Raw genomic sequence first — 18839 nt, forward strand, 5'->3', positions numbered from 1 at the left:
TAAAATTTTTAGTCTAAGAAAGACTTTTCCACAACTTGTGTATTTCTTTATTGGCTTTTCCACAGCAAAGCGGAGGTAGCTTATGTCTAATTATAAAGATTATTCTCTTGTATGGAATGAAGTACTTGATTCTATGTATCAGGAAATTGGTTCTACCAGTTTTGAAATCTGGTTTTCCCGGGTAAAATTCTCCTCCTTTCATGACAATATCTTTTGTATAATCGTTCCTGATTCTCTAACCAAAGAGTGGATTGAATCACGCTATTTGGATATAATGCAGAATAAATTGCGTCGACTAATCGACTCGAGAGTAATCTTGAGCATCCGTACGGAAATCCTTTCCGGGAAAAGCGATCCTGTTTCCGCTTTAAATCCTAAATATACCTTTGACACTTTTGTTGTAGGTAACAGTAATCGTTTTGCCCATGCTGCCTGTTATGCTGTCGGTGAATCTCCCTTTAAATCCTATAATCCTCTTTTCATATATGGGGGGGTTGGCCTGGGTAAAACTCATTTAATGCAAGCCATAGGCCATCATATTCTTTCTAGAAAACCTAATTATCTGGTTATGTATGTTTCCTCCGAACAATTCACCAACGATATGATAAGTTCCATCAAAGACGACACTACCTCTTTATTCAGGAATAAATACCGCAGTATTGATGTTCTTCTCGTTGACGATATTCAATTTTTGGCCGGTAAGGAGCGTACCCAGGAAGAATTCTTCCATACTTTTAATACCCTCCATGAATCCAATAAACAAGTAGTTATTTCCAGCGACCGACCTCCCCGCAACATTCCTACCCTGGAAGACCGTTTACGTTCCCGCTTTGAATGGGGTTTAATTACTGATATACAACCTCCTGATCTAGAAACCAGAATTGCTATTTTACGCAAAAAAGCACAAGGGGAAAACCTCAATATTCCCTATTCTGTTCTGGACTACATTGCCAATTACATTGATTCGAATATCCGGGAACTGGAGGGAGCGCTTATTAGACTGGTAGCCTTTGCTACTATTAATAACAAACCCCTGGACATGAATACCGCAGTTGAAGCATTGAAAGATATTATGCCTCCCCCTCGACCCCGAAAGATTACTATAGAAACCATTCAAAAAACGGTAGCTGCACATTACCATTTAGAAATAAACGAAATTATTTCAAAAAAAAGAAATAAACAACTGGTCTACCCCCGCCATATAGCTATGTATCTTTGTCGTAAATTGACCGATGCTTCTTTTCCCCAAATCGGAGAGCAATTCGGGGGACGAGACCATACCACAGTTATGCATGCCCATGAAAAATTAGTTAATGAATTGTTATCTGATCGTGAACTGGTTGCCGAAATAGAATTGTTATGCAAAAAAATCGATCCTAATTACATTATTTAAAAAGTTTTATCAACAATTTATCAACTGAAAGATCTGCCCTGTTTCCGGGAATAGAGATGCTTATCCACAAAAACCAGGCTCCTACTACTATTACTACTAAATTGTTAATAAAAAAAAGAAAAAGGATGACGGAGGGTTTTTCTATGAAGTTTATGATTGAAAAAAAAGATTTACTTGCTATTACTAGTATGGTTTATAGAGCAGCATCCAGTAAAAATGCCATACCCGTTTTATCTGGGCTTTTGCTGGAGTCTGATCCAGATACTGGTTTGACTATGACGGCAACTGATATGGAGATTGGTATAAGGGCCAGTACTGCCAAAATTGAAGTTATAGAAAAAGGCAGTGTACTGGTTAATGCTCACTATTTTTTTGATTTTATCAAGTTATTACCCGAAGTTCCGATATTTATTGAACTAAACCAGGAAACAGCACAATTAGATATAAAATATGGTCGTTCATCGGGTTTCATAAATACCTATAGAGACTACGAGTATCCAGCACTTCCCCTGAAAAAAATTAAACCTTGCTTTACCATTAAACAGGAAGTGTTAAAAGAAGCTCTTAAGAAGACGGTTTTTGCCGCTGCCACTACCCATTTTCGCCAGGTATTTACCGGAGTTCTTTTCGATCTGGGGGAGGGCGGTAATTTAAATGTAGTAGCTTCTGATACCCATCGCCTGGCTCGTTATTCTTGTACTATAAAGCTAGATGCTCCGGAACCCTTAAGTTTCATTATTCCGACGCGAACAGCTAATGAAATTTTGCGATTGCTGGATGATAGCCCGGAAGAGATAAATATAGGCTTAAGTAACAATAATGTAAGTTTTTATCGCAACAACTTCTTGTTGCTTTCACGGCTTATAGAAGGACAATACCCCAACTATGAGCAGGTAATACCACGTTCTTTTAGCTACAAAGTAAAACTGGATACGCAAGTTCTGGCTGATACACTGGAAAGAGCTCGGGTTATCCCTTCGGATGATAAACTAAAAATACAGTATACTCGCTTTAAGTTTGAAGAAAATGAGGTAGAGGTAAATAGCTATTCGGAAATAATGGGTGAAATCACTGAAGTAATAGAAATTAAAGATCCGGTTGAGGGTGAAGGTGAATTAAATATTTCATTTAATACTAATTATTTCCTTGATGTAGTTAAAATTCTGGAAGGAGAAGCTAAAGAACTGCTCATAAACCTATCCAGTATATTGGGTCCCGTCATGATTGTAAATCCACAAAAAGACAACTATCTTTATGTATTGGTACCCTTGCGAACCAGCAACTAAAATGAAAGAAAGATAGATATTGAAAATCCTTAAGTTTCAAATAAAAGATTTTCGTAATTTAAAAAAGATTGAATACCAACCTTCACCGGGTTTAAATATATTCTATGGGGAAAATGCTCAGGGTAAAACCAATATTTTAGAAGCTTTATACTACTTGGCCACGGGTAATTCTTTTCGCAGCAATAAAGAAAAAACTTTAATCAGCTATGAAAGCTCAAGCCTTCAGGTTCAAGCTCGCTATAATCACCAGGAGAGAATAATTGATTCTAGTATCACTTATGGGCTGGATGGTAAGGTGTTTAGAATCAATAAGAAAAGAGCCAGCTATAATCATACCGACCGTTTGCGAATAATCCTTTTTAGCCCGGATGATCTGTATTTGGTTAAAGGAGCCCCTTATAAGCGTCGGTTTTTTTTAGATTTCCTTTTGGGACAGATATCTAATGAATATTTATTTAAACTAGATAATTATAGAAAAATTCTGAAAAAAAGGAATTTATTATTAAAAAAAGAAGAAACTAATAGCAGAAGTTTTGCTATAATTAATGATATTTTTATGGATTTAGCAGCCCAACTACTTATATCAAGATTGAATCTGATTAATGTTCTCGATGAAGCCATACAGGAGATTTACCCACAGATTAACAATGATGGCGGGCAGTTAAAAATACGCTATGCTCTTTCTTTTCCTGTTGATAGTGGTAAAATTAATCTGGATATACTAAAGGACAGCTTAAAGAAGCAAGTGGAAAGTGAAACAGAAAAGGAAAAGAAAAGAAAAACCACTCTGCTGGGTCCGCATCTGGATGACATGCATATTTATCTAAATGAACAGATGGCTCGCTTATTTGCCTCTCAGGGCCAGCAAAGAAATATAGTTATTTGTTTGAAACTGGCAGAAATAATGACTTTTAGAAAGATAAAAGGGTTTTTCCCCATTTTTCTATTGGATGAGGTACTAGCCGAACTGGACGACAGTAGAAGCAATAAATTGTTAAAATATCTGGCACAGTCCCCTTTTCAGAGTTTTCTTACCTCAGTAAAGTTGGAAAAATTTGAGGTAATGGATGCTTCGATTTTCCTGGTTAAGGATGGCTGTTTGCTAGGAAAGGAGTAGTTATTCGTGTATGTTCACCTGGGAAACAACTACATTATTTCTTTTAGTGATATTATCGCCATTTTAAACATTGAACCTCCTATTTCCCATGATCTTAAAGATGTTATTGATATGGCCAGGATTGAAAGATGCCTGGTTAGTATTAGCGAAAAAGGAAAAGAGAAATCTTTAGTAATCTGTAACGACAAATTATACCTGTCGCCAATATCTTCGAATACCTTGTTCAAAAGGGCTGCAAACCGCTAAGGGGAGGGCTGAATTTGTTAGAAAGAGAATACAATGCCTCTGATATCCAGGTATTGGAAGGCCTAGAGGCAGTGCGTAAAAGACCGGGGATGTATATTGGTTCAACCGGGCCTAAAGGTTTACATCACCTGGTTTTTGAAATAGTGGACAATAGTATAGACGAAGCCGTAGCCGGATTCTGTAAAAAGATAGAAGTAACTATTAATCAGGACAATAGTATTACGGTTTGTGATGATGGTCGCGGTATTCCGGTGGACATTCACCCTGCTATGGGAATTCCCGCGCTGCAAGTTATTTTAACTACCCTTCATTCCGGGGGAAAGTTCGGCGGTAGCGGTTATAATATTTCCGGGGGCTTGCATGGAGTGGGATTATCGGTAGTAAATGCTCTTTCCCGGCGAATGGAAGTCCGGGTAAAAAGGGATGGGCATATATACCAGCAGGATTATGAACGGGGAAACCCGGTGAATGAGATAAGGATAATAGGCGAGAGTAAAGAAACCGGAACAAGTATTTGTTTTTTTGCGGATGATGAAATATTTGAAGAAATAAATTTTGAAAGAGAAATCCTCTTGCAAAGATTGCGGGAATTATCTTTTCTCAACCGGAATCTAAAAATATCGCTGCGCGATGAGAGAGAAGAAGAAGTTTTTTACCAGGAATTTCACTATTCCCATGGTCTTAAAGATTTTGTGGCTTATATTAATAAAAATAAAGAGGTTATTAATGATAACCCCATCTATTTTGAAAACAAGAAAGATGATGTTATCGTACAGGTGGCAATTCAATACAATAACAGCTATAGCGAAAACCTTTATTCTTTTGCCAATAATATCCGTACCCAGGAAGGCGGTACCCATGAAATAGGCTTTAAAAATGCCTTAACCCGGGTGATTAATGATTATGCCAAGAAAAATAATATACTTAAAGAAAATGATAATAATTTATCCGGCGAAGATATCCGCGAGGGAATAGCCGCAATTATATCGGTTCTGGTAAAAGACCCTCAATTTGAAGGACAGACCAAAACCAAGCTGGGCAATACCTATATTCGAGGAATAGTTGAAAGCATAGTCTTTGAACATGTGGAAGACTATCTTAACGAAAACCCGGCGGCAGCACGCAAATTGCTGGATAAGGCCATTTCCGCCCGTCGGGCCCGGGAAGCGGCTAAAAAAGCCCGGGAACTGACCCGGCGGAAAAATGCCCTGGAGTCAACGGCCCTCCCTGGCAAGCTGGCCGATTGCAGCAACAAAAATCCGGCTGAATCAGAGTTGTTCATTGTGGAGGGAGACTCGGCCGGAGGATCGGCTAAACAAGGAAGGGATCGCACCTACCAGGCTATATTGCCCTTGCGAGGAAAAATACTAAATGTGGAAAAAGCGCGCCTGGATAGGGTACTATCCAGTGAAGAAATTAGAAACCTTATTACCGCCATGGGTACAGGAATAGGCGAAGACTTTGATATCAAGAAAGCTCGCTACCACAAGCTTTTTATTATGACCGATGCTGATGTTGACGGATCTCACATCCGGGTTTTATTACTTACCTTCTTTTATCGATATATGAAAGAGTTAATAGAAGAAGGATACCTTTATATAGCCCAACCCCCCCTCTATGGCCTGAAAAGAGGAAAAGAGATTAAATATTTCTACAATGATGCTGATTTGAATGCCTTCCTCAGCCAGACGGAACAGAAGTGGTCTATTCAAAGATATAAAGGCCTGGGGGAAATGGATCCGGAACAATTGTGGACAACTACTATGGACGCAGAAAGCAGAACCGTATTAAAGGTAACCATAGAAGACGCGATAAAAGCCAATGATATCTTTTCGGCCTTGATGGGGGATAATGTACAGCCACGGCGTGAATTTATTGAGAGCAATGCCAGGTATGTAGCTAATCTGGATATTTAGGAGGAGCTTAAGAATTGGCACAGGATAGTCTATTTGAAAAAGTAATACCCATAGATATCGAAAAGGAAGTCAAGAAATCCTTTCTGGAATACTCCATGAGTGTCATAGTATCCCGTGCCCTGCCCGATGTAAGAGATGGACTAAAACCGGTACATCGCCGGATTTTGTATGCTTTGCATGAACAGGGTATGACCCATGATAAACCACATAAAAAATCAGCCAACATCGTGGGAGAAGTAATGGGTAAATACCATCCCCACGGGGATGCGGCCATTTACCAGACCATGGTTAAACTAGCCCAGGAATTTGCTATGCGTTATCCCCTGGTTGATGGACATGGGAACTTTGGTTCCATTGATGGAGATGCCGCTGCCGCCATGAGATATACCGAATCTCGAATGTCCCGGATAGCGGCGGAACTGCTTAAAGACATTGATAAGGACACCGTAGACTGGCGGCCCAATTATGATGAAAGCCGGGAAGAACCTCAGGTTTTACCGGCGCGGATACCCAATCTTTTACTCAACGGCTCAGCCGGGATAGCTGTAGGTATGGCCACCAATATTCCCCCCCATAATTTGCGGGAAATAGTAAAGGGAATAAAAGAATATATTGATAATCCGGATATAACTATCGAAGAACTGATGCAAAGTATTCCTGGCCCGGATTTTCCCACCGGGGGAATTTTGGAGGCCCGCGGCATTAGACAAGCTTATGAGACCGGGCGCGGAACCATCAGAACCAGAGCTCGTTACGAAATTGAGGAAAAAAAGGGCGGCAAGTTTTCTATTGTGGTTACCGAGATACCCTATCAAGTTAATAAAGCCCGCCTGGTGGAAAAGATTGCCGAACTGGTAAGAGACAAAAAAGTAGAAGGTATCGTTGACCTCAGGGACGAATCCGACCGCAAAGGAATCCGGATAGTCATTGAACTGCGCAAAGATGTGAATGTCAATGTAATCTTGAACAAGCTCTTCCGGCATACCCAGATGGAAGATAGTTTTGGCATTATCATGCTTAGCCTGGTTAACGGAGAACCCCGGATACTGAACCTGAAGGAAATGATACAGTATTATGTGGAACACCGGCAGGAAGTTATTAACCGGAGAACAACATATGAGCTGAATCTGGCCAAAAACCGCAAGCATATCCTGGAAGGTTTGAAAATAGCCCTGGATAACCTGGACGAAATCATAAATCTGATAAGGAACTCGCGCGATCGGGAAAACGCCAGGGGAGAATTACAATCCCGTTTTAACTTAAGCGAAATACAGGCCAACGCTATACTGGATATGCGGCTGGTACAATTAACCGGACTGGAAAGAAGCAAAGTAGAAAATGAATATGAGGAAGTACTGTTAAGAATAGCCGACTATGAAGATATACTGGCCCGTCCGGAAAGGGTACTTAGCATGATAAAAGAAGACCTGGATGATATTGAAAAACGCTACGGCGATAACCGGCGGACAGAGATAAGCCAGGAAGAAAGCAGCTATGAAGAAGAAGATTTTATCGATGACCATGAAGTGGTTATAACCCTCAGTAATCGGGGATATGTCAAACGGCAACCTCTGGATACCTATCGTTCCCAGAAAAGGGGAGGAAAAGGGGTAAGTGCTACTACTATCCGAGCGGAGGATTTTGCCCATGATGTTCTAGTTACTTCTGCCCTGGCCACCTTGCTTTTCTTTACCAACCAGGGCCGGGTTTTCACCACCCGGGCTTTTCAGATACCTGAATCAAGCAGGCAAGCCAAAGGCATGCCCCTGGTGAACTTTTTGGAATTACGCCCCGGGGAAAAGGTTACTACTATAGTGGGCGCGCGGGAATTTAATCGCGAACATCACTTGCTGATGGTAACAAAGAAAGGAATAATCAAGAAAACCGCTTTGAAGGCTTTCCAAAATGTAAGGAAATCAGGATTGATAGCGGTTAACCTGCGTGAGGACGACGAATTGGTGGGAGTGATACGGGTAAAGACCGGGAGTAAAGTAATGATAGCCAATTCCCGGGGAATATCGATAATGTTTGATGAAAAGCAGGTTAGAAGCATGGGCAGAACGGCTGCCGGGGTTAAAGCCATTAACTTGTCAAAAGATGATTATGTGGTAGGACTGGATCGCTACCGGGAAGGTGCTGATGTTTTGCTGGTAACGGAAAAAGGCTATGGCAAGAGAACCGCCTTAAGCGAGTTCAAGTTACAGAATCGTGGAGGTAAAGGCCTAAAAGCTATTGAAATAACTAGGAGGAACGGAAAGCTGGTAGCCTTCCAAATCGTATCGAAGGAGGATGAACTGGTTATTTTAACGAGTGAAGGTAACATTATCCGGCTGGAAGTAGAGGATATATCGCAGCAGAAACGCTACTCCCGGGGAGTTTTATTGATGAGGTTACCGGAAGAAGACCGTATTGTTGGTGTGGCTCGTTTTAAGATAGAAAAAGAAGAGGACTAGCATTTTCTTTACAACTCAAGGTGCTTTACCACAATTTGTTACGGGAGGGAAAAAGAAAATGGAAGAAAAGGCAACATTAAAAAGCAAGACCGATCTGGCCCAAAGGTTAAAAGGCGGCGTAATCATGGATGTTACTACTCCAGAGCAGGCCAAAATAGCTGAAGAGGCCGGAGCCTGTGCGGTGATGGCCCTGGAGAGGGTTCCAGCCGACATAAGAGCAGCCGGAGGTATTGCCCGGATGGCTGACCCCAGTGTTATCCTGCGGATTAAGGAGAAAGTTACTATTCCGGTAATGGCTAAATGCCGGATAGGGCATTTTGTAGAAGCCCAGATTCTGGAGGCACTGGGAATTGACTTCATAGATGAAAGTGAAGTTCTAACCCCGGCTGATGATAAACATCATGTAAACAAGGACGCTTTCCAGGTACCCTTCGTTTGCGGAGCCCGTAACCTGGGTGAAGCCCTTCGCCGTATTGGCGAAGGAGCGGCTATGATCAGAACCAAAGGAGAAGCGGGTACCGGGAATGTAATTGAAGCGGTTCGGCATATCAGACAGGTCAATGAGCATATCAGGTGGGTCAGCAGCCTGCCAGCAGAAGAACTAATGGCTGCAGCTAAAGAGCTGGGAGCACCATACGAATTGTTACAGGAAGTAGCACGGCTAAAAGGCTTGCCGGTAGTAAATTTTGCCGCCGGGGGTATAGCTACTCCGGCTGATGCAGCTATGATGATGCAGCTGGGTTGTGATGGAATATTTGTGGGTTCCGGTATATTCAAATCAGGTGACCCTATGAAGAGAGCCCGGGCCATAGTAACCGCTACTGCCTATTATCAGGATCCTGTAGTTTTGGCAGAAGTATCACGGGATTTGGGTGAAGCCATGGTGGGAATAGATATCAGTACTATAAGGCCGGAAGAAAGAATGCAGGAACGCGGCTGGTAAATGGGGTGGTTCTGCTAAAAAGCGCTTGCAAAAGCCCTCAGGCTGTAATATAATCAATGCCAAACCTTAATAACCAGCTGTTGATGAAAGGGAAAAGTAAAGATTGCCAACTGGTAAAGAGAGTTGGTGGAAGCTGCGAACCAGCCCAGTGCAATTTTGAATCCAACCTGGAAACGATCTATATAAGCGGTGGTTCCGTTATAACCTTCAAGCGGGTGTTATAAACACCAACAAGGGTGGCAACGCGGGAAAATACCTCTCGTCCCTGATGGGGCGAGGGGTTTTTTATGCAGTGTATACACTAAGCACAAGGAGGAAAAGTTATAGCAGGCATCAAAGTGGTTTCATAATAGAAAGGTAGTTTCAATATAAGGAGGCTATTACAGGAATGATAGGTGAACAGTATTTACTTCTGCCCGGGCCTACACCCGTTCCCGAAAGAGTTGTCCGTGCTATGAGCCGACCTATGGTTAATCATCGGGGAAGTGAGTTTAAGGAGATTCTAATTAATGTAACGGAAGGAATCAAACAAGTCTACCACACCGAGCATCAGGTTATAATTTATCCAGCATCGGGTACTGGTGCTCTGGAAGCGGCGGCAGTTAATTTTATTTCTCCTGGGGATAAGGTTTTGGCAGTTTCCATAGGCGTTTTTGGCGATCGTTTTGCTACCATTGCCCGGGAATTCGGAGCCCAGGTGGAGAAACTGGATTTCCCCTGGGGAGAGCCTACCGATCCTCAGGTACTTAGGGAAAGACTGGCGCAGGATATAAAACAGGAAATAAAGGCGGTATTGATTACCCACAATGAAACTTCTACCGGGGTTTTCAATGATTTAGCCGCCATCAGGGCTGCAGTTGGTGAACACCCGGCCCTTTTAATGGTTGATGCTGTAAGCGGGCTGGCGGCAGTGGCTTTAAAAATGGATGAATGGAAACTGGATGTGGTAGTTAGCGGTTCGCAAAAAGCCTTTATGATTCCCCCGGGCTTGAGTTTCCTGGCATTTAACGACCGGGCTTTAAGAATACATCAGGAAAATAAAAACCATAAATATTACTGGGATGTATCTGCTGGTCTTAAATACCTGGAGAAAGGGCAAAACCCCTATACACCAGCCATCTCGCTATACTATGGCCTGGAAGAAGCCCTGAAAATGATGCTGGAAGAAGGTTTAGACAATATTCTTATTAGACACCAGAATTACCGGGAGATGGTGCGGGCTGCCTTAAAAGAAATGGGATTGAATCTGCTGGCGGCAGATGGTTATGCGTCCCCGGCCTTAACTTCGGTAATAGCACCGCAGGGAATAGGGGGCAATAAAATACGCCAATATATGAGAGAGCGATTTAATATTGTTTTGGCTGGAGGGCAGCAAAAACTGGATGATGTTATTTTCCGGATAGGCCACCTGGGTTATGTGCGAGAACTGGATCTCTTGGCAGTATTGGCCGCCCTGGAGATAGCTTTGCTCAATTGCGGTTACCCGATTGAACTGGGGAAGGGCTTGAAAAAGGCTCAGGAGTACATTTCTAGTATTTAACGATTTTAAGGGGTAGGAATTAAGCTTACATTCAGAAACCAGCGGCGAAGTCAGACCATGGTATAGAAACCCCTAATGCGAAACTATAGCTATAGAAGGAGAGAAAATTATGGAAAGAAAAAAGGTTATAGTCAGTGAGCGCATAGCCGATGAAGGCATTGAACTGCTGAAGACTGAACTGGAGGTAGACTACCGGGATGGGATTTCCCGCGAAGAATTACTGGAGATTATTGATCAGTATGATGCTTTGATCGTAAGAAGTGTCACCCAGGTTGACGAAGAATTGATAAGGCGGGCTAAACGACTCAAGATAGTTGGCCGTGCCGGCAACGGAATAGACAACATTGATGTAGATGTCTGTACCCGTTATGGGGTAATAGTAGCTAACACCCCGGATAGTAACACCATTTCTGCGGCGGAACAAACCATAAGCCTCTTGTTATCCTCCATTCGTAATACGGCCTGGGCTAGCGAGTATCTCAAAGGGGGAACCTGGGACCGGAAACCCTTCCGGGGGGTGGAACTCTATGGCAAAACAGTTGGAATTGTAGGTCTGGGAAGGATTGGCTCCATGGTGGCTACCCGCTTAAAGGCCTTTAACATGAGAGTTATTGCCTATGATCCGTATATATCCGATGAACGCTTTACCCGCTTCGGAGCGGAAAAGATGGAGAGCCTGGAAGAGCTGGTTAAAGAGGCCGATTTTATTACCGTGCATACCCCGCGAAACGAAGAAACCATGCACATGATTGATGAAAGAATACTGGGTCTGGCCAAAGAGGGAGTGCGGGTAGTCAATTGTGCCCGGGGTGGCATCATCAAGGAAGAAGCCCTATTAAAAGGATTGGAGTCCAAAAAGGTATTGAGTGCCGGTCTGGATGTATTTGAAAAAGAACCGGCCATTGACAACCCGTTGTTCCAGTTCAAGAGCGTGGTGGTAACACCCCATTTAGGTGCGGACACCTTTGAAGCCCAGAAGCGGGTGGGAGAAAACATTGCTGAGCAGGTCATTAAAGCTCTGAAAGGCGAGATAGTGCCCAACCTGGTAAACTTGCCGGCCATGTTGAAAGACGAGCTGGAATACCTCAAACCCTATATTACTTTGGCGGAAAAGCTGGGCAATATCTATTATCAGATGGAAAAATCAGCGGTCAGCCGGGTGGAGTTAACCTATAGTGGTCCCATCAGCAGTAATGAGACCGAAATTTTAACGGTAGCTTTTCTTAAGGGCCTGCTGGAGCCGGTCATGGGGGATAAGGTCAGCTATGTTAACGCCCGCTTAATGGCGGAAGACCGGGGAATCAAGGTCTTTGACCATAAGGAAGAACAGAGTCCTAAAAGATATAAAAACCTTATCACAGCCCGCGTATTCGACCATGAGCGCGAACTGGCTATAGAGGGAACCCTTTCTCGGGCGAGATTTCCGCTCCTGGTAGAAATCAACGGCTATGAAACCGAGAGCAACCTGGAAGGATACCTGCTGGTAGTGGAAAATGAAGATAGGCCCCGAGTAATTGGACCTTTCGCTACAGCCCTGGGAGATGAAGGCATAAATATTGCCGGGATGAAGGTGGCGCGCAAGACCAAAGGGGAAAAGGCCATAATGATAATCAATGTGGATAATAAAGTGGAAGAGCCGGTTCTGGAGAAATTAAGCCAGCTGGATGGTATAGTCGGAAAACCTATACTGCTGCAACTGTAATAAGAAAACTAAGGAGTTAGGGGTAAGGTGTGAGGAATTAATAAAGCCAGTTGCATCTTACCGTTTAAGCACAAGCGAAAGCTTTTCACCAAACATGGGGTTTGGTTAGGGAGAAGCCTGCCCCCAGAAATATTCTGATTTGACATTAAGAATGAATTTCCCTGAAGGAGGGGAGTATTATGTTGGATGCCAAGCTTATCAAAGCCAATGCAGCCCTGGTAGAACAGCAACTGGAAAAGAGGGGTCTTAGCGGTGTACTAAAGCCTTTCCTAGCACTGGATGAAGAGCGGAGGAAGATTCTGGTCCAGGTGGAAGAGCGCAAGAATTTTCGCAACAATTCATCCCAACAGATAGGCAAAATGAAAAAAGAGGGACTAAACCCAGCTGATTTAATGGAAGAAGTTCGGCAGGCGGGGCAGCAAATTAAGGAACTGGATGAAGAGCTGGCCCGGGTAGAGAAAGAGATAGAAAAGATTCTCTTGAACATCCCCAACCTGCCCCACGAATCGGTTCCGGTAGGGGAAGATGAGAAAAGCAACCAGGAAGTGCGGCGCTGGGGAGAACCCCGGCAGTTTAACTTCGAGCCTCAGGCTCATTGGGATATAGGGCCAGCGCTGGACATACTGGATTTTGAAAGAGCCGCTAAATTATCTGGGGCTCGCTTCACCGTATACAAGGGAGCCGGTGCCCGTTTGGAAAGAGCGGTCATAAACTTCTATCTGGACATTCATTGTGGAGAGCACGGTTACCGGGAGATTCTGCCTCCCTTCATGGTTATCGCCGATTGCATGGTAGGAACCGGGCAGTTGCCCAAATTTGCCGAAGATATGTTCAAGCTGGAAGGTAAGGATATGTATCTGATTCCAACGGCCGAGGTTCCTCTGACCAATCTCTACCGGGAGGAAATCCTGGAAGCTAAAGATCTGCCCTTCTATTTAACTGCCTACACTCCTTGTTTCCGGGCGGAAGCCGGCTCTCATGGCCGGGATACCCGGGGAGTAATCCGGCAGCACCAGTTTAATAAAGTAGAACTGGTAAAACTTTGTGAACCCCAGAATTCTTATGAAGAATTGGAAAAACTCACCAAGGATGCCGAGAGAGTATTGCAACTGCTGGGACTTCCTTACCGGGTGGTAGTTTTAAGCACTGGGGATATGGGCTTCTCCGCTGCCAAAACCTATGATATTGAAGTATGGATGCCGGGTTACCAGGACTACCGGGAGATTTCCTCCTGCTCCAATTGCGAAGATTTTCAGGCACGGCGTGCCAATATCCGCTATCGTCCTGATCCCAAGGCCAAGTTACAGTATGTCCATACCCTCAATGGCTCTGGGGTAGCCATTGGTAGAACCGTTGCCGCTATTCTGGAGAACTACCAGCAGGAAGATGGCTCGGTAATAATCCCCGAGGTCTTGAGGCCTTATATGGGCGGACTGGAAAAGATAAACAGGCCCGAAGCTTAAGCCTCAGGCTTTATTGACAAGAAGAAAAGCCTGTGCTATACTTTCCTTTGCATTGCAGATGCAACCTCTATGTGGAGGGGTGTCCGAGCGGTTGAAGGAGGCGGTCTTGAAAACCGTTGAACCTTTACGGGTTCCGTGGGTTCGAATCCCACCTCCTCCGCCATTAGGAAAATTGTTTCGTTGTAACCAGTAAAATGAAGCAACTTTAGACGGCATGATTCTTGGTAGGCTAGAGTTATGAAAACAATTAACTAGAAATCGAAATTTAATATTGAGTGTTTATGTGGAGAGATGGCCGAGATGGCTGAAGGCGCTCGCCTGCTAAGCGAGTAGACGGCTAATAACTGTCTCGAGGGTTCGAATCCCTCTCTCTCCGCCATAAAATGCGCCCGTAGCTCAGCTGGATAGAGTAACAGACTACGAATCTGGAGGTCGCAGGTTCGAATCCTGCCGGGCGCGCCATTTAGATATTTACAAAGCCCGATGTGCCGGGCTTTTTTTGTTGTGAGGGAAGATGCTTTGGGCCAGACTGGGAAATACAAGAATCCCTTAATACCGTGATTTATCTCTTAGGTCGGTAGAGTAATGAAGCCCAGGCCTGGGGAAGGGGGAAGACCGGATAATATAATGAGGTGTTTTCGCCTATTTGTATGAGGCTAAGAAATTTATAATAAATGGCATCATGATTTTGACCCGGGTGAAGGGAATTTTGTTTCTATTTCTGACAGAAATAAGCGGACTAATTCAGGGTCAAACTGGGTTCCGGCTTTACTTTTTATCTCCTCAATAGCCTCTTCATGACTCATGGCTTTACGGTAGGGACGATCGCTGGTCATGGCACTATAGGCGTCAACCAGGGCCAGTATGCGGCACTCCAGGGGGATATCCTCACCTGCCAGGCCACAGGGGTAACCCTGTCCATTCCACCACTCGTGGTGTCTGAGTATCCAATCAGCTATCGGCATCAATTCAGGAGATAAACGGGCAATACGATAGCCTATTTCTGGATGCCTTTCTATTTGTAAACGCTCTTGAGAATTAAGTTTGCCTTTCTTAAAAAGAACAGCATCAGATATCCCTACCTGGCCTATGTCGTGATACTGTGCTAGTAGGTTCATGCATGATATTTGACTTGGAGACATATCCAGAGCTTCAGCCATAATGCACACCAACTCCTGCATCTGCTCAACATGGTCTTGATTGAAAAAATGTTTTTCATCCATAGAACTCATTAGGGTGCTGACCAGGTTAGCATTAAAATTCTTGCGATGGTCAAGCTTTTCCTTGTACATATTGTCATCAGCTTCCTTGAAGAGTTCATCCATGCTCTTAGAGGCATCATTTCTTACGGCATAGCCCAGGGAAATACTTAAGGGGAGGGTCGGATTACGAGAGTTCACCAAGGCAATATTTTTTTCAATACGTTTAATAACACCTTCAATTCCCGGGGTATTGCAATCGTAAAGAATAGCGGCGAATTCATCACCACCTATACGGGCTACAAAGTCACAATCACGCAGGGAGTCTTTAAGAACATGAGCTGCTTTAATAAGCAGGTCATCACCTGCTTCGTGGCCCAGGGTATCATTAACCAGTTTCAGGCCATCGACATCGCCAACAATTAGACCAATCGGGCGACGGGATTGCTTTTCCAGATGGGCAGTTTCCAGCTTAAAATAGGAGCGGTTATACAAACCGGTCAGAGCATCATGCATACTAAGATAGCGCAATTGGTCTTCCATGATACGGCGTTCGGTGACATTTCGGATGATAACGAAGACATGGTCCCCGGATACCGGCAGCAACCTGGCTTCAAAATAATGTTCCTGTTGGTTTAGCAGCACGGGATACTCGAAACTAATGAGCTTTCCGCTTTGCAGTACTTGTTCTACAGCCGTGGCAAAGGGCGAATTACTGATGTCAGGATGAATTACTTCGATGTGATGGCCTAGAAGTTGCTCCGGGGACATATACAGGTCAGTGGAACGGCCGGCTTTTAGTTCAATAATAATACCCTGGGAGTCCAGCAGCAAAAAAACATCGGGAAAAGCTTCTAATACAGCCCGGAGTTGCGAGTTGGTTTCCAGCAATTCCTGGGAACTTATTTCCAACGCGCGTTCCAACATATTTCGATCAGCATCGAATTCCTGGTAAGCGTCATTTACCTGCTTAAGAAATGTATCCCACCCGGGAATATCCGGAATATTGTTCCCGAATTGCTTGCGTAACTGCCGTCTTAGCAAACTATGCATGTTCTCCAAACTATTATACCTCCCTGAAAGTGGTTATAGTCATAGTCTGGTTATGGAACTCGGGTTTTTCTCCAGGTTTGAAGGGCGAAATTTCGCCATAGGAATAGAAACCAGTAAGCATGCAGCCTGAGCCGAAAACATCGCTAACGGCTTCCACTTCTTCTTCGGTTCTCTGCTTGAGTATCGAGCGGCGACCAAAGCAGCTTATGAGGATGGCCAACTCAGGTGAAGCGTTGTTTACTACGCTCAGGATACTTTCTGCGGCAGTAACGGCGCCATCTATCAGACGGTCGAGGTTAGCCTTCATCATCCGGGCATAGGCTCCGGTAGGGACATCTCCCCCGAAGGTCAGGCTCTGCTCTTCTTCGTTTACAGCCAGGATAGTGCGGACCAGGCTTTCAGCTACTTCCTCGCCAGAAATGGAGAGGGGAAAAAATACTCCCGTAGCGGGTAAACCTTCAGCGTGTTCGCCGAGGTATTTCTTATACAATTCCAGGGCGGAACGACCGTCCATTTCGTAAAGAACATTGGCAGCAGAGCGGGTTATGAGACGCTTGGGGCCAAAAGGGTCAAAACCACCCATGGAGCCATAGCCTACCCTTAAATGATTGCCATAAAAACCTAGCACAGCTATGGTATCCGGTGTTGGCGGAGCGTCTAAAAAGACCAGGGTTTCTTCAAAAGAGACTCCATCACCAGCCATTCCTCCGGTAATGGCGATTCCTGGGGGCAGACTGGAAGTTAAACCTTGAAGTAATTCGCTTCCATTAACATGCAGGCCATCGCTAAGTACCAGGACATGAGATAAATCATCGTGGGTAAGCGAAGAGGCCAGGTATTCACCGGCTTGGAAACTGTTCTGAACCTGGCTTAAATGTATTTGTCGGCTTTCAATACGGGTGTGCTCAAATTCCAGAGCAGTAATGGCAAGGGCATCTTCAAAGACATTGGTAGCACAAATCTCGCCGGCAGTGGAACAGCCAAAGATGTGGGCACCGGGATAAAAGCCCTTTATTTCTTCAAATCTTACTTCTTCTTGCAGGTATTTGCGTGTACCGAAGACTATCAGCAGTTGAGGCATAAGACCATCGACCTGGGGACTCAGGTCAGACCAGCCGGTATTTTCCCTCCAAAGCTTCTGTTCTATACGCAACCACAGCCCCCCCTTCCTACCAATAAAGTTTCTCTAAAGCCTTAATTTTACTTGATTTCTATAGATTTGACTCTCGACACCAGCAATTGACAAATTACATAGTTAATAGTTCTTTATCTTATATAATATTCCTTTATTTATTTGTCGAAATGATAATATCCAGGACTTGAGACCTGTTTTTTTGGTAATCGGAAATTCAATGGCAGTTGTTGGATTACACTATAGGGGCTTGCAAAAGGTTTGCTGGCGTTTTAAAATATAACGAGATGAAGTGTGTACCCGCTTCTTTAAGCGTCTGGGCTTTTATTAACAAAACAGGCGGCGGGTTCTAATCCCCCACCTCGTTGCAAGCGCTGTGTTGACACTGCCTAGTAGTTTCTTCTGATGCTTAAGTAGCACAGAAGATAAAGGCACTGGTAGCTTGATATACTGCGGGGGGTGTCATCAGCATCTAATGAAGTTGCATTAAAAGAAATGCCCGAGCATTTCTTTTAATTTTAAGATTTTCAATAGGGGTAAGGCAAGTATAATATCTTAATTTGTTTTGGGGCATACGAGCCCTGATCCTGTTTGAACAACTTGCGCCCGTAGCTCAGTAGGATAGAGCGACGGTTTCCTAAACCGCAGGTCGGGGGTTCGAGTCCCTCCGGGCGCACCATTTATGCATTTATGTTAGAGCAATTAACCCCCAGGGGGCTGGCAAGTGCAGCATGAGGATTTCATGCGCCACGCGCTCGAAGAGGCCCGGGAGGCTTATAAGAGGGGAGAAATCCCGGTAGGAGCAATCGTGGTGCATAATGGAAAAATAATTGCCCGGGCTCATAATGAAAAGGAATCCTACCAGGATGCCACAGCGCATGCCGAGATGTTAGCCTTGCAGAGGGCTGCCCGGCACCTGGGACACTGGCGTTTAAATGAGTCCGTATTATATTGTACTCTGGAACCCTGTGTCATGTGCGCCGGAGCGATGGTCAATGTTCGCCTGGGTCATCTGGTTTACGGGGTAACAGATCCGAAGGCAGGTTCAGCCGGTTCTATCTATGATATTGTGAGGTCCCCCGCCTTAAACCACCAGGTGGTAGTAGAAGGGGGAGTTTTAAAAGAGGAGTGCAGCGAGCTCCTGAAAAGATTTTTTGCCAGTCTACGGAGAGATGGCTGAGTTCGGTTGAAGGCGCTCGACTCGAAATCGAGTGAGCCGTTGATAGCGGCTCCGTGGGTTCGAATCCCACTCTCTCCGCCATATATGATGATTAGCCGGGGGTTTTAAACCCCTTATTTTTTTTGGGGTAGTAATTTCATCATCCATCTTTCCCAATATCAAACTGCCTCAATTAGAGATGTCAAGCCTATAAAGTTCTTATACCCGATAAAAGAA

The 18839-nt window shown here is 44.3% G+C and carries 13 protein-coding genes, 5 tRNA genes and 1 other annotated feature; of the genes, 16 read left to right on the top strand and 2 right to left on the bottom strand.

Features of this window, described 5'->3' with window-relative positions:
• The first annotated feature begins 82 nt into the window (after nucleotides 1-82).
• The 13 genes from dnaA to SWOL_RS00075 all read left to right on the top strand — a co-directional run bounded on the left by dnaA (nucleotide 83) and on the right by SWOL_RS00075 (nucleotide 14521).
• Nucleotides 83-1393: a chromosomal replication initiator protein DnaA gene (gene dnaA, locus SWOL_RS00015; RefSeq protein WP_011639471.1), complete on the top strand. Its 1311-nt coding sequence runs from the start codon at nucleotides 83-85 to the stop codon at nucleotides 1391-1393.
• 143 nt (nucleotides 1394-1536) lie between these two features.
• Nucleotides 1537-2679 (top strand): DNA polymerase III subunit beta, encoded by a 1143-nt coding sequence (gene dnaN / locus SWOL_RS00020; protein ID WP_041427222.1) that lies wholly within the window; start codon nucleotides 1537-1539, stop codon nucleotides 2677-2679.
• 19 nt (nucleotides 2680-2698) lie between these two features.
• A complete protein-coding gene (recF, locus tag SWOL_RS00025) occupies nucleotides 2699-3796 on the top strand; it encodes a DNA replication/repair protein RecF (protein ID WP_011639473.1) in 1098 nt (365 codons plus the stop codon).
• Between the two features lie 6 nt (nucleotides 3797-3802).
• Nucleotides 3803-4042, top strand: coding sequence for an extracellular matrix regulator RemB (gene remB, locus SWOL_RS00030; protein WP_011639474.1), 240 nt, complete (start codon nucleotides 3803-3805; stop codon nucleotides 4040-4042).
• Nucleotides 4043-4056: 14 nt separating this feature from the next.
• Entirely contained in the window at nucleotides 4057-5958 is a 1902-nt protein-coding gene (gene gyrB, locus SWOL_RS00035) for a DNA topoisomerase (ATP-hydrolyzing) subunit B (protein ID WP_011639475.1), read from the top strand.
• Nucleotides 5959-5972: 14 nt separating this feature from the next.
• Entirely contained in the window at nucleotides 5973-8411 is a 2439-nt protein-coding gene (gyrA, locus tag SWOL_RS00040; protein ID WP_011639476.1) for a DNA gyrase subunit A, read from the top strand.
• Nucleotides 8412-8469: 58 nt separating this feature from the next.
• Nucleotides 8470-9354, top strand: a complete 885-nt coding sequence (pdxS, locus tag SWOL_RS00045; RefSeq protein ID WP_011639477.1) for a pyridoxal 5'-phosphate synthase lyase subunit PdxS — start codon at nucleotides 8470-8472, stop codon at nucleotides 9352-9354.
• Nucleotides 9355-9428: 74 nt separating this feature from the next.
• Nucleotides 9429-9624, top strand: a binding site (T-box leader).
• Between the two features lie 118 nt (nucleotides 9625-9742).
• On the top strand, nucleotides 9743-10894 hold the full coding sequence (locus tag SWOL_RS00050; RefSeq protein WP_011639478.1) for a pyridoxal-phosphate-dependent aminotransferase family protein: 1152 nt from the start codon (nucleotides 9743-9745) through the stop codon (nucleotides 10892-10894).
• Between the two features lie 109 nt (nucleotides 10895-11003).
• Nucleotides 11004-12596: a phosphoglycerate dehydrogenase gene (gene serA / locus SWOL_RS00055; RefSeq protein WP_011639479.1), complete on the top strand. Its 1593-nt coding sequence runs from the start codon at nucleotides 11004-11006 to the stop codon at nucleotides 12594-12596.
• Nucleotides 12597-12775: 179 nt separating this feature from the next.
• Nucleotides 12776-14059: a serine--tRNA ligase gene (gene serS / locus SWOL_RS00060; RefSeq protein WP_011639480.1), complete on the top strand. Its 1284-nt coding sequence runs from the start codon at nucleotides 12776-12778 to the stop codon at nucleotides 14057-14059.
• A gap of 73 nt (nucleotides 14060-14132) precedes the next feature.
• Nucleotides 14133-14222: transfer RNA gene (locus SWOL_RS00065), tRNA-Ser, on the top strand.
• Nucleotides 14223-14344: 122 nt separating this feature from the next.
• Nucleotides 14345-14438, top strand: a tRNA-Ser gene (locus tag SWOL_RS00070).
• Between the two features lie 6 nt (nucleotides 14439-14444).
• Nucleotides 14445-14521, top strand: a tRNA-Arg gene (locus tag SWOL_RS00075).
• 218 nt (nucleotides 14522-14739) lie between these two features.
• Here the strand turns inward: SWOL_RS00075 and SWOL_RS00080 are convergent.
• Entirely contained in the window at nucleotides 14740-16311 is a 1572-nt protein-coding gene (locus SWOL_RS00080; RefSeq protein ID WP_242649378.1) for a diguanylate cyclase domain-containing protein, read from the bottom strand.
• Between the two features lie 13 nt (nucleotides 16312-16324).
• Nucleotides 16325-17464, bottom strand: a complete 1140-nt coding sequence (locus SWOL_RS00085) for an FIST signal transduction protein (protein ID WP_011639482.1) — start codon at nucleotides 17462-17464, stop codon at nucleotides 16325-16327.
• 581 nt (nucleotides 17465-18045) lie between these two features.
• Between SWOL_RS00085 and SWOL_RS00090 the strand changes: the two genes are divergently transcribed.
• The 3 genes from SWOL_RS00090 (at nucleotide 18046) to SWOL_RS00095 (ending at nucleotide 18704) form a co-directional block, all read left to right on the top strand.
• Nucleotides 18046-18122, top strand: a tRNA-Arg gene (locus SWOL_RS00090).
• A 45-nt stretch (nucleotides 18123-18167) separates the two neighbouring features.
• Nucleotides 18168-18623 (top strand): tRNA adenosine(34) deaminase TadA, encoded by a 456-nt coding sequence (gene tadA, locus SWOL_RS13855; RefSeq protein WP_011639483.1) that lies wholly within the window; start codon nucleotides 18168-18170, stop codon nucleotides 18621-18623.
• Nucleotides 18610-18704 (top strand) — tRNA-Ser (locus SWOL_RS00095). The genes tadA and SWOL_RS00095 overlap by 14 nt, the downstream gene beginning before the upstream one ends.
• Nucleotides 18705-18839 lie beyond the last annotated feature (135 nt).

This window comes from Syntrophomonas wolfei subsp. wolfei str. Goettingen G311, assembly GCF_000014725.1.
In the GTDB taxonomy this organism is placed as follows: Bacteria; Bacillota; Syntrophomonadia; order Syntrophomonadales; family Syntrophomonadaceae; genus Syntrophomonas; species Syntrophomonas wolfei.

Coding starts and splice junctions, on each gene's coding strand:
- dnaA (WP_011639471.1), top strand. CDS start 83: ATGTCTAATTATAAAGATTATTCTCTTGTATGGAATGAAGTACTTGAT.
- dnaN (WP_041427222.1), top strand. CDS start 1,537: ATGAAGTTTATGATTGAAAAAAAAGATTTACTTGCTATTACTAGTATG.
- pdxS (WP_011639477.1), top strand. CDS start 8,470: ATGGAAGAAAAGGCAACATTAAAAAGCAAGACCGATCTGGCCCAAAGG.
- SWOL_RS00050 (WP_011639478.1), top strand. CDS start 9,743: ATGATAGGTGAACAGTATTTACTTCTGCCCGGGCCTACACCCGTTCCC.
- serA (WP_011639479.1), top strand. CDS start 11,004: ATGGAAAGAAAAAAGGTTATAGTCAGTGAGCGCATAGCCGATGAAGGC.
- serS (WP_011639480.1), top strand. CDS start 12,776: ATGTTGGATGCCAAGCTTATCAAAGCCAATGCAGCCCTGGTAGAACAG.
- SWOL_RS00080 (WP_242649378.1), bottom strand. CDS start 16,311: ATGCATAGTTTGCTAAGACGGCAGTTACGCAAGCAATTCGGGAACAAT.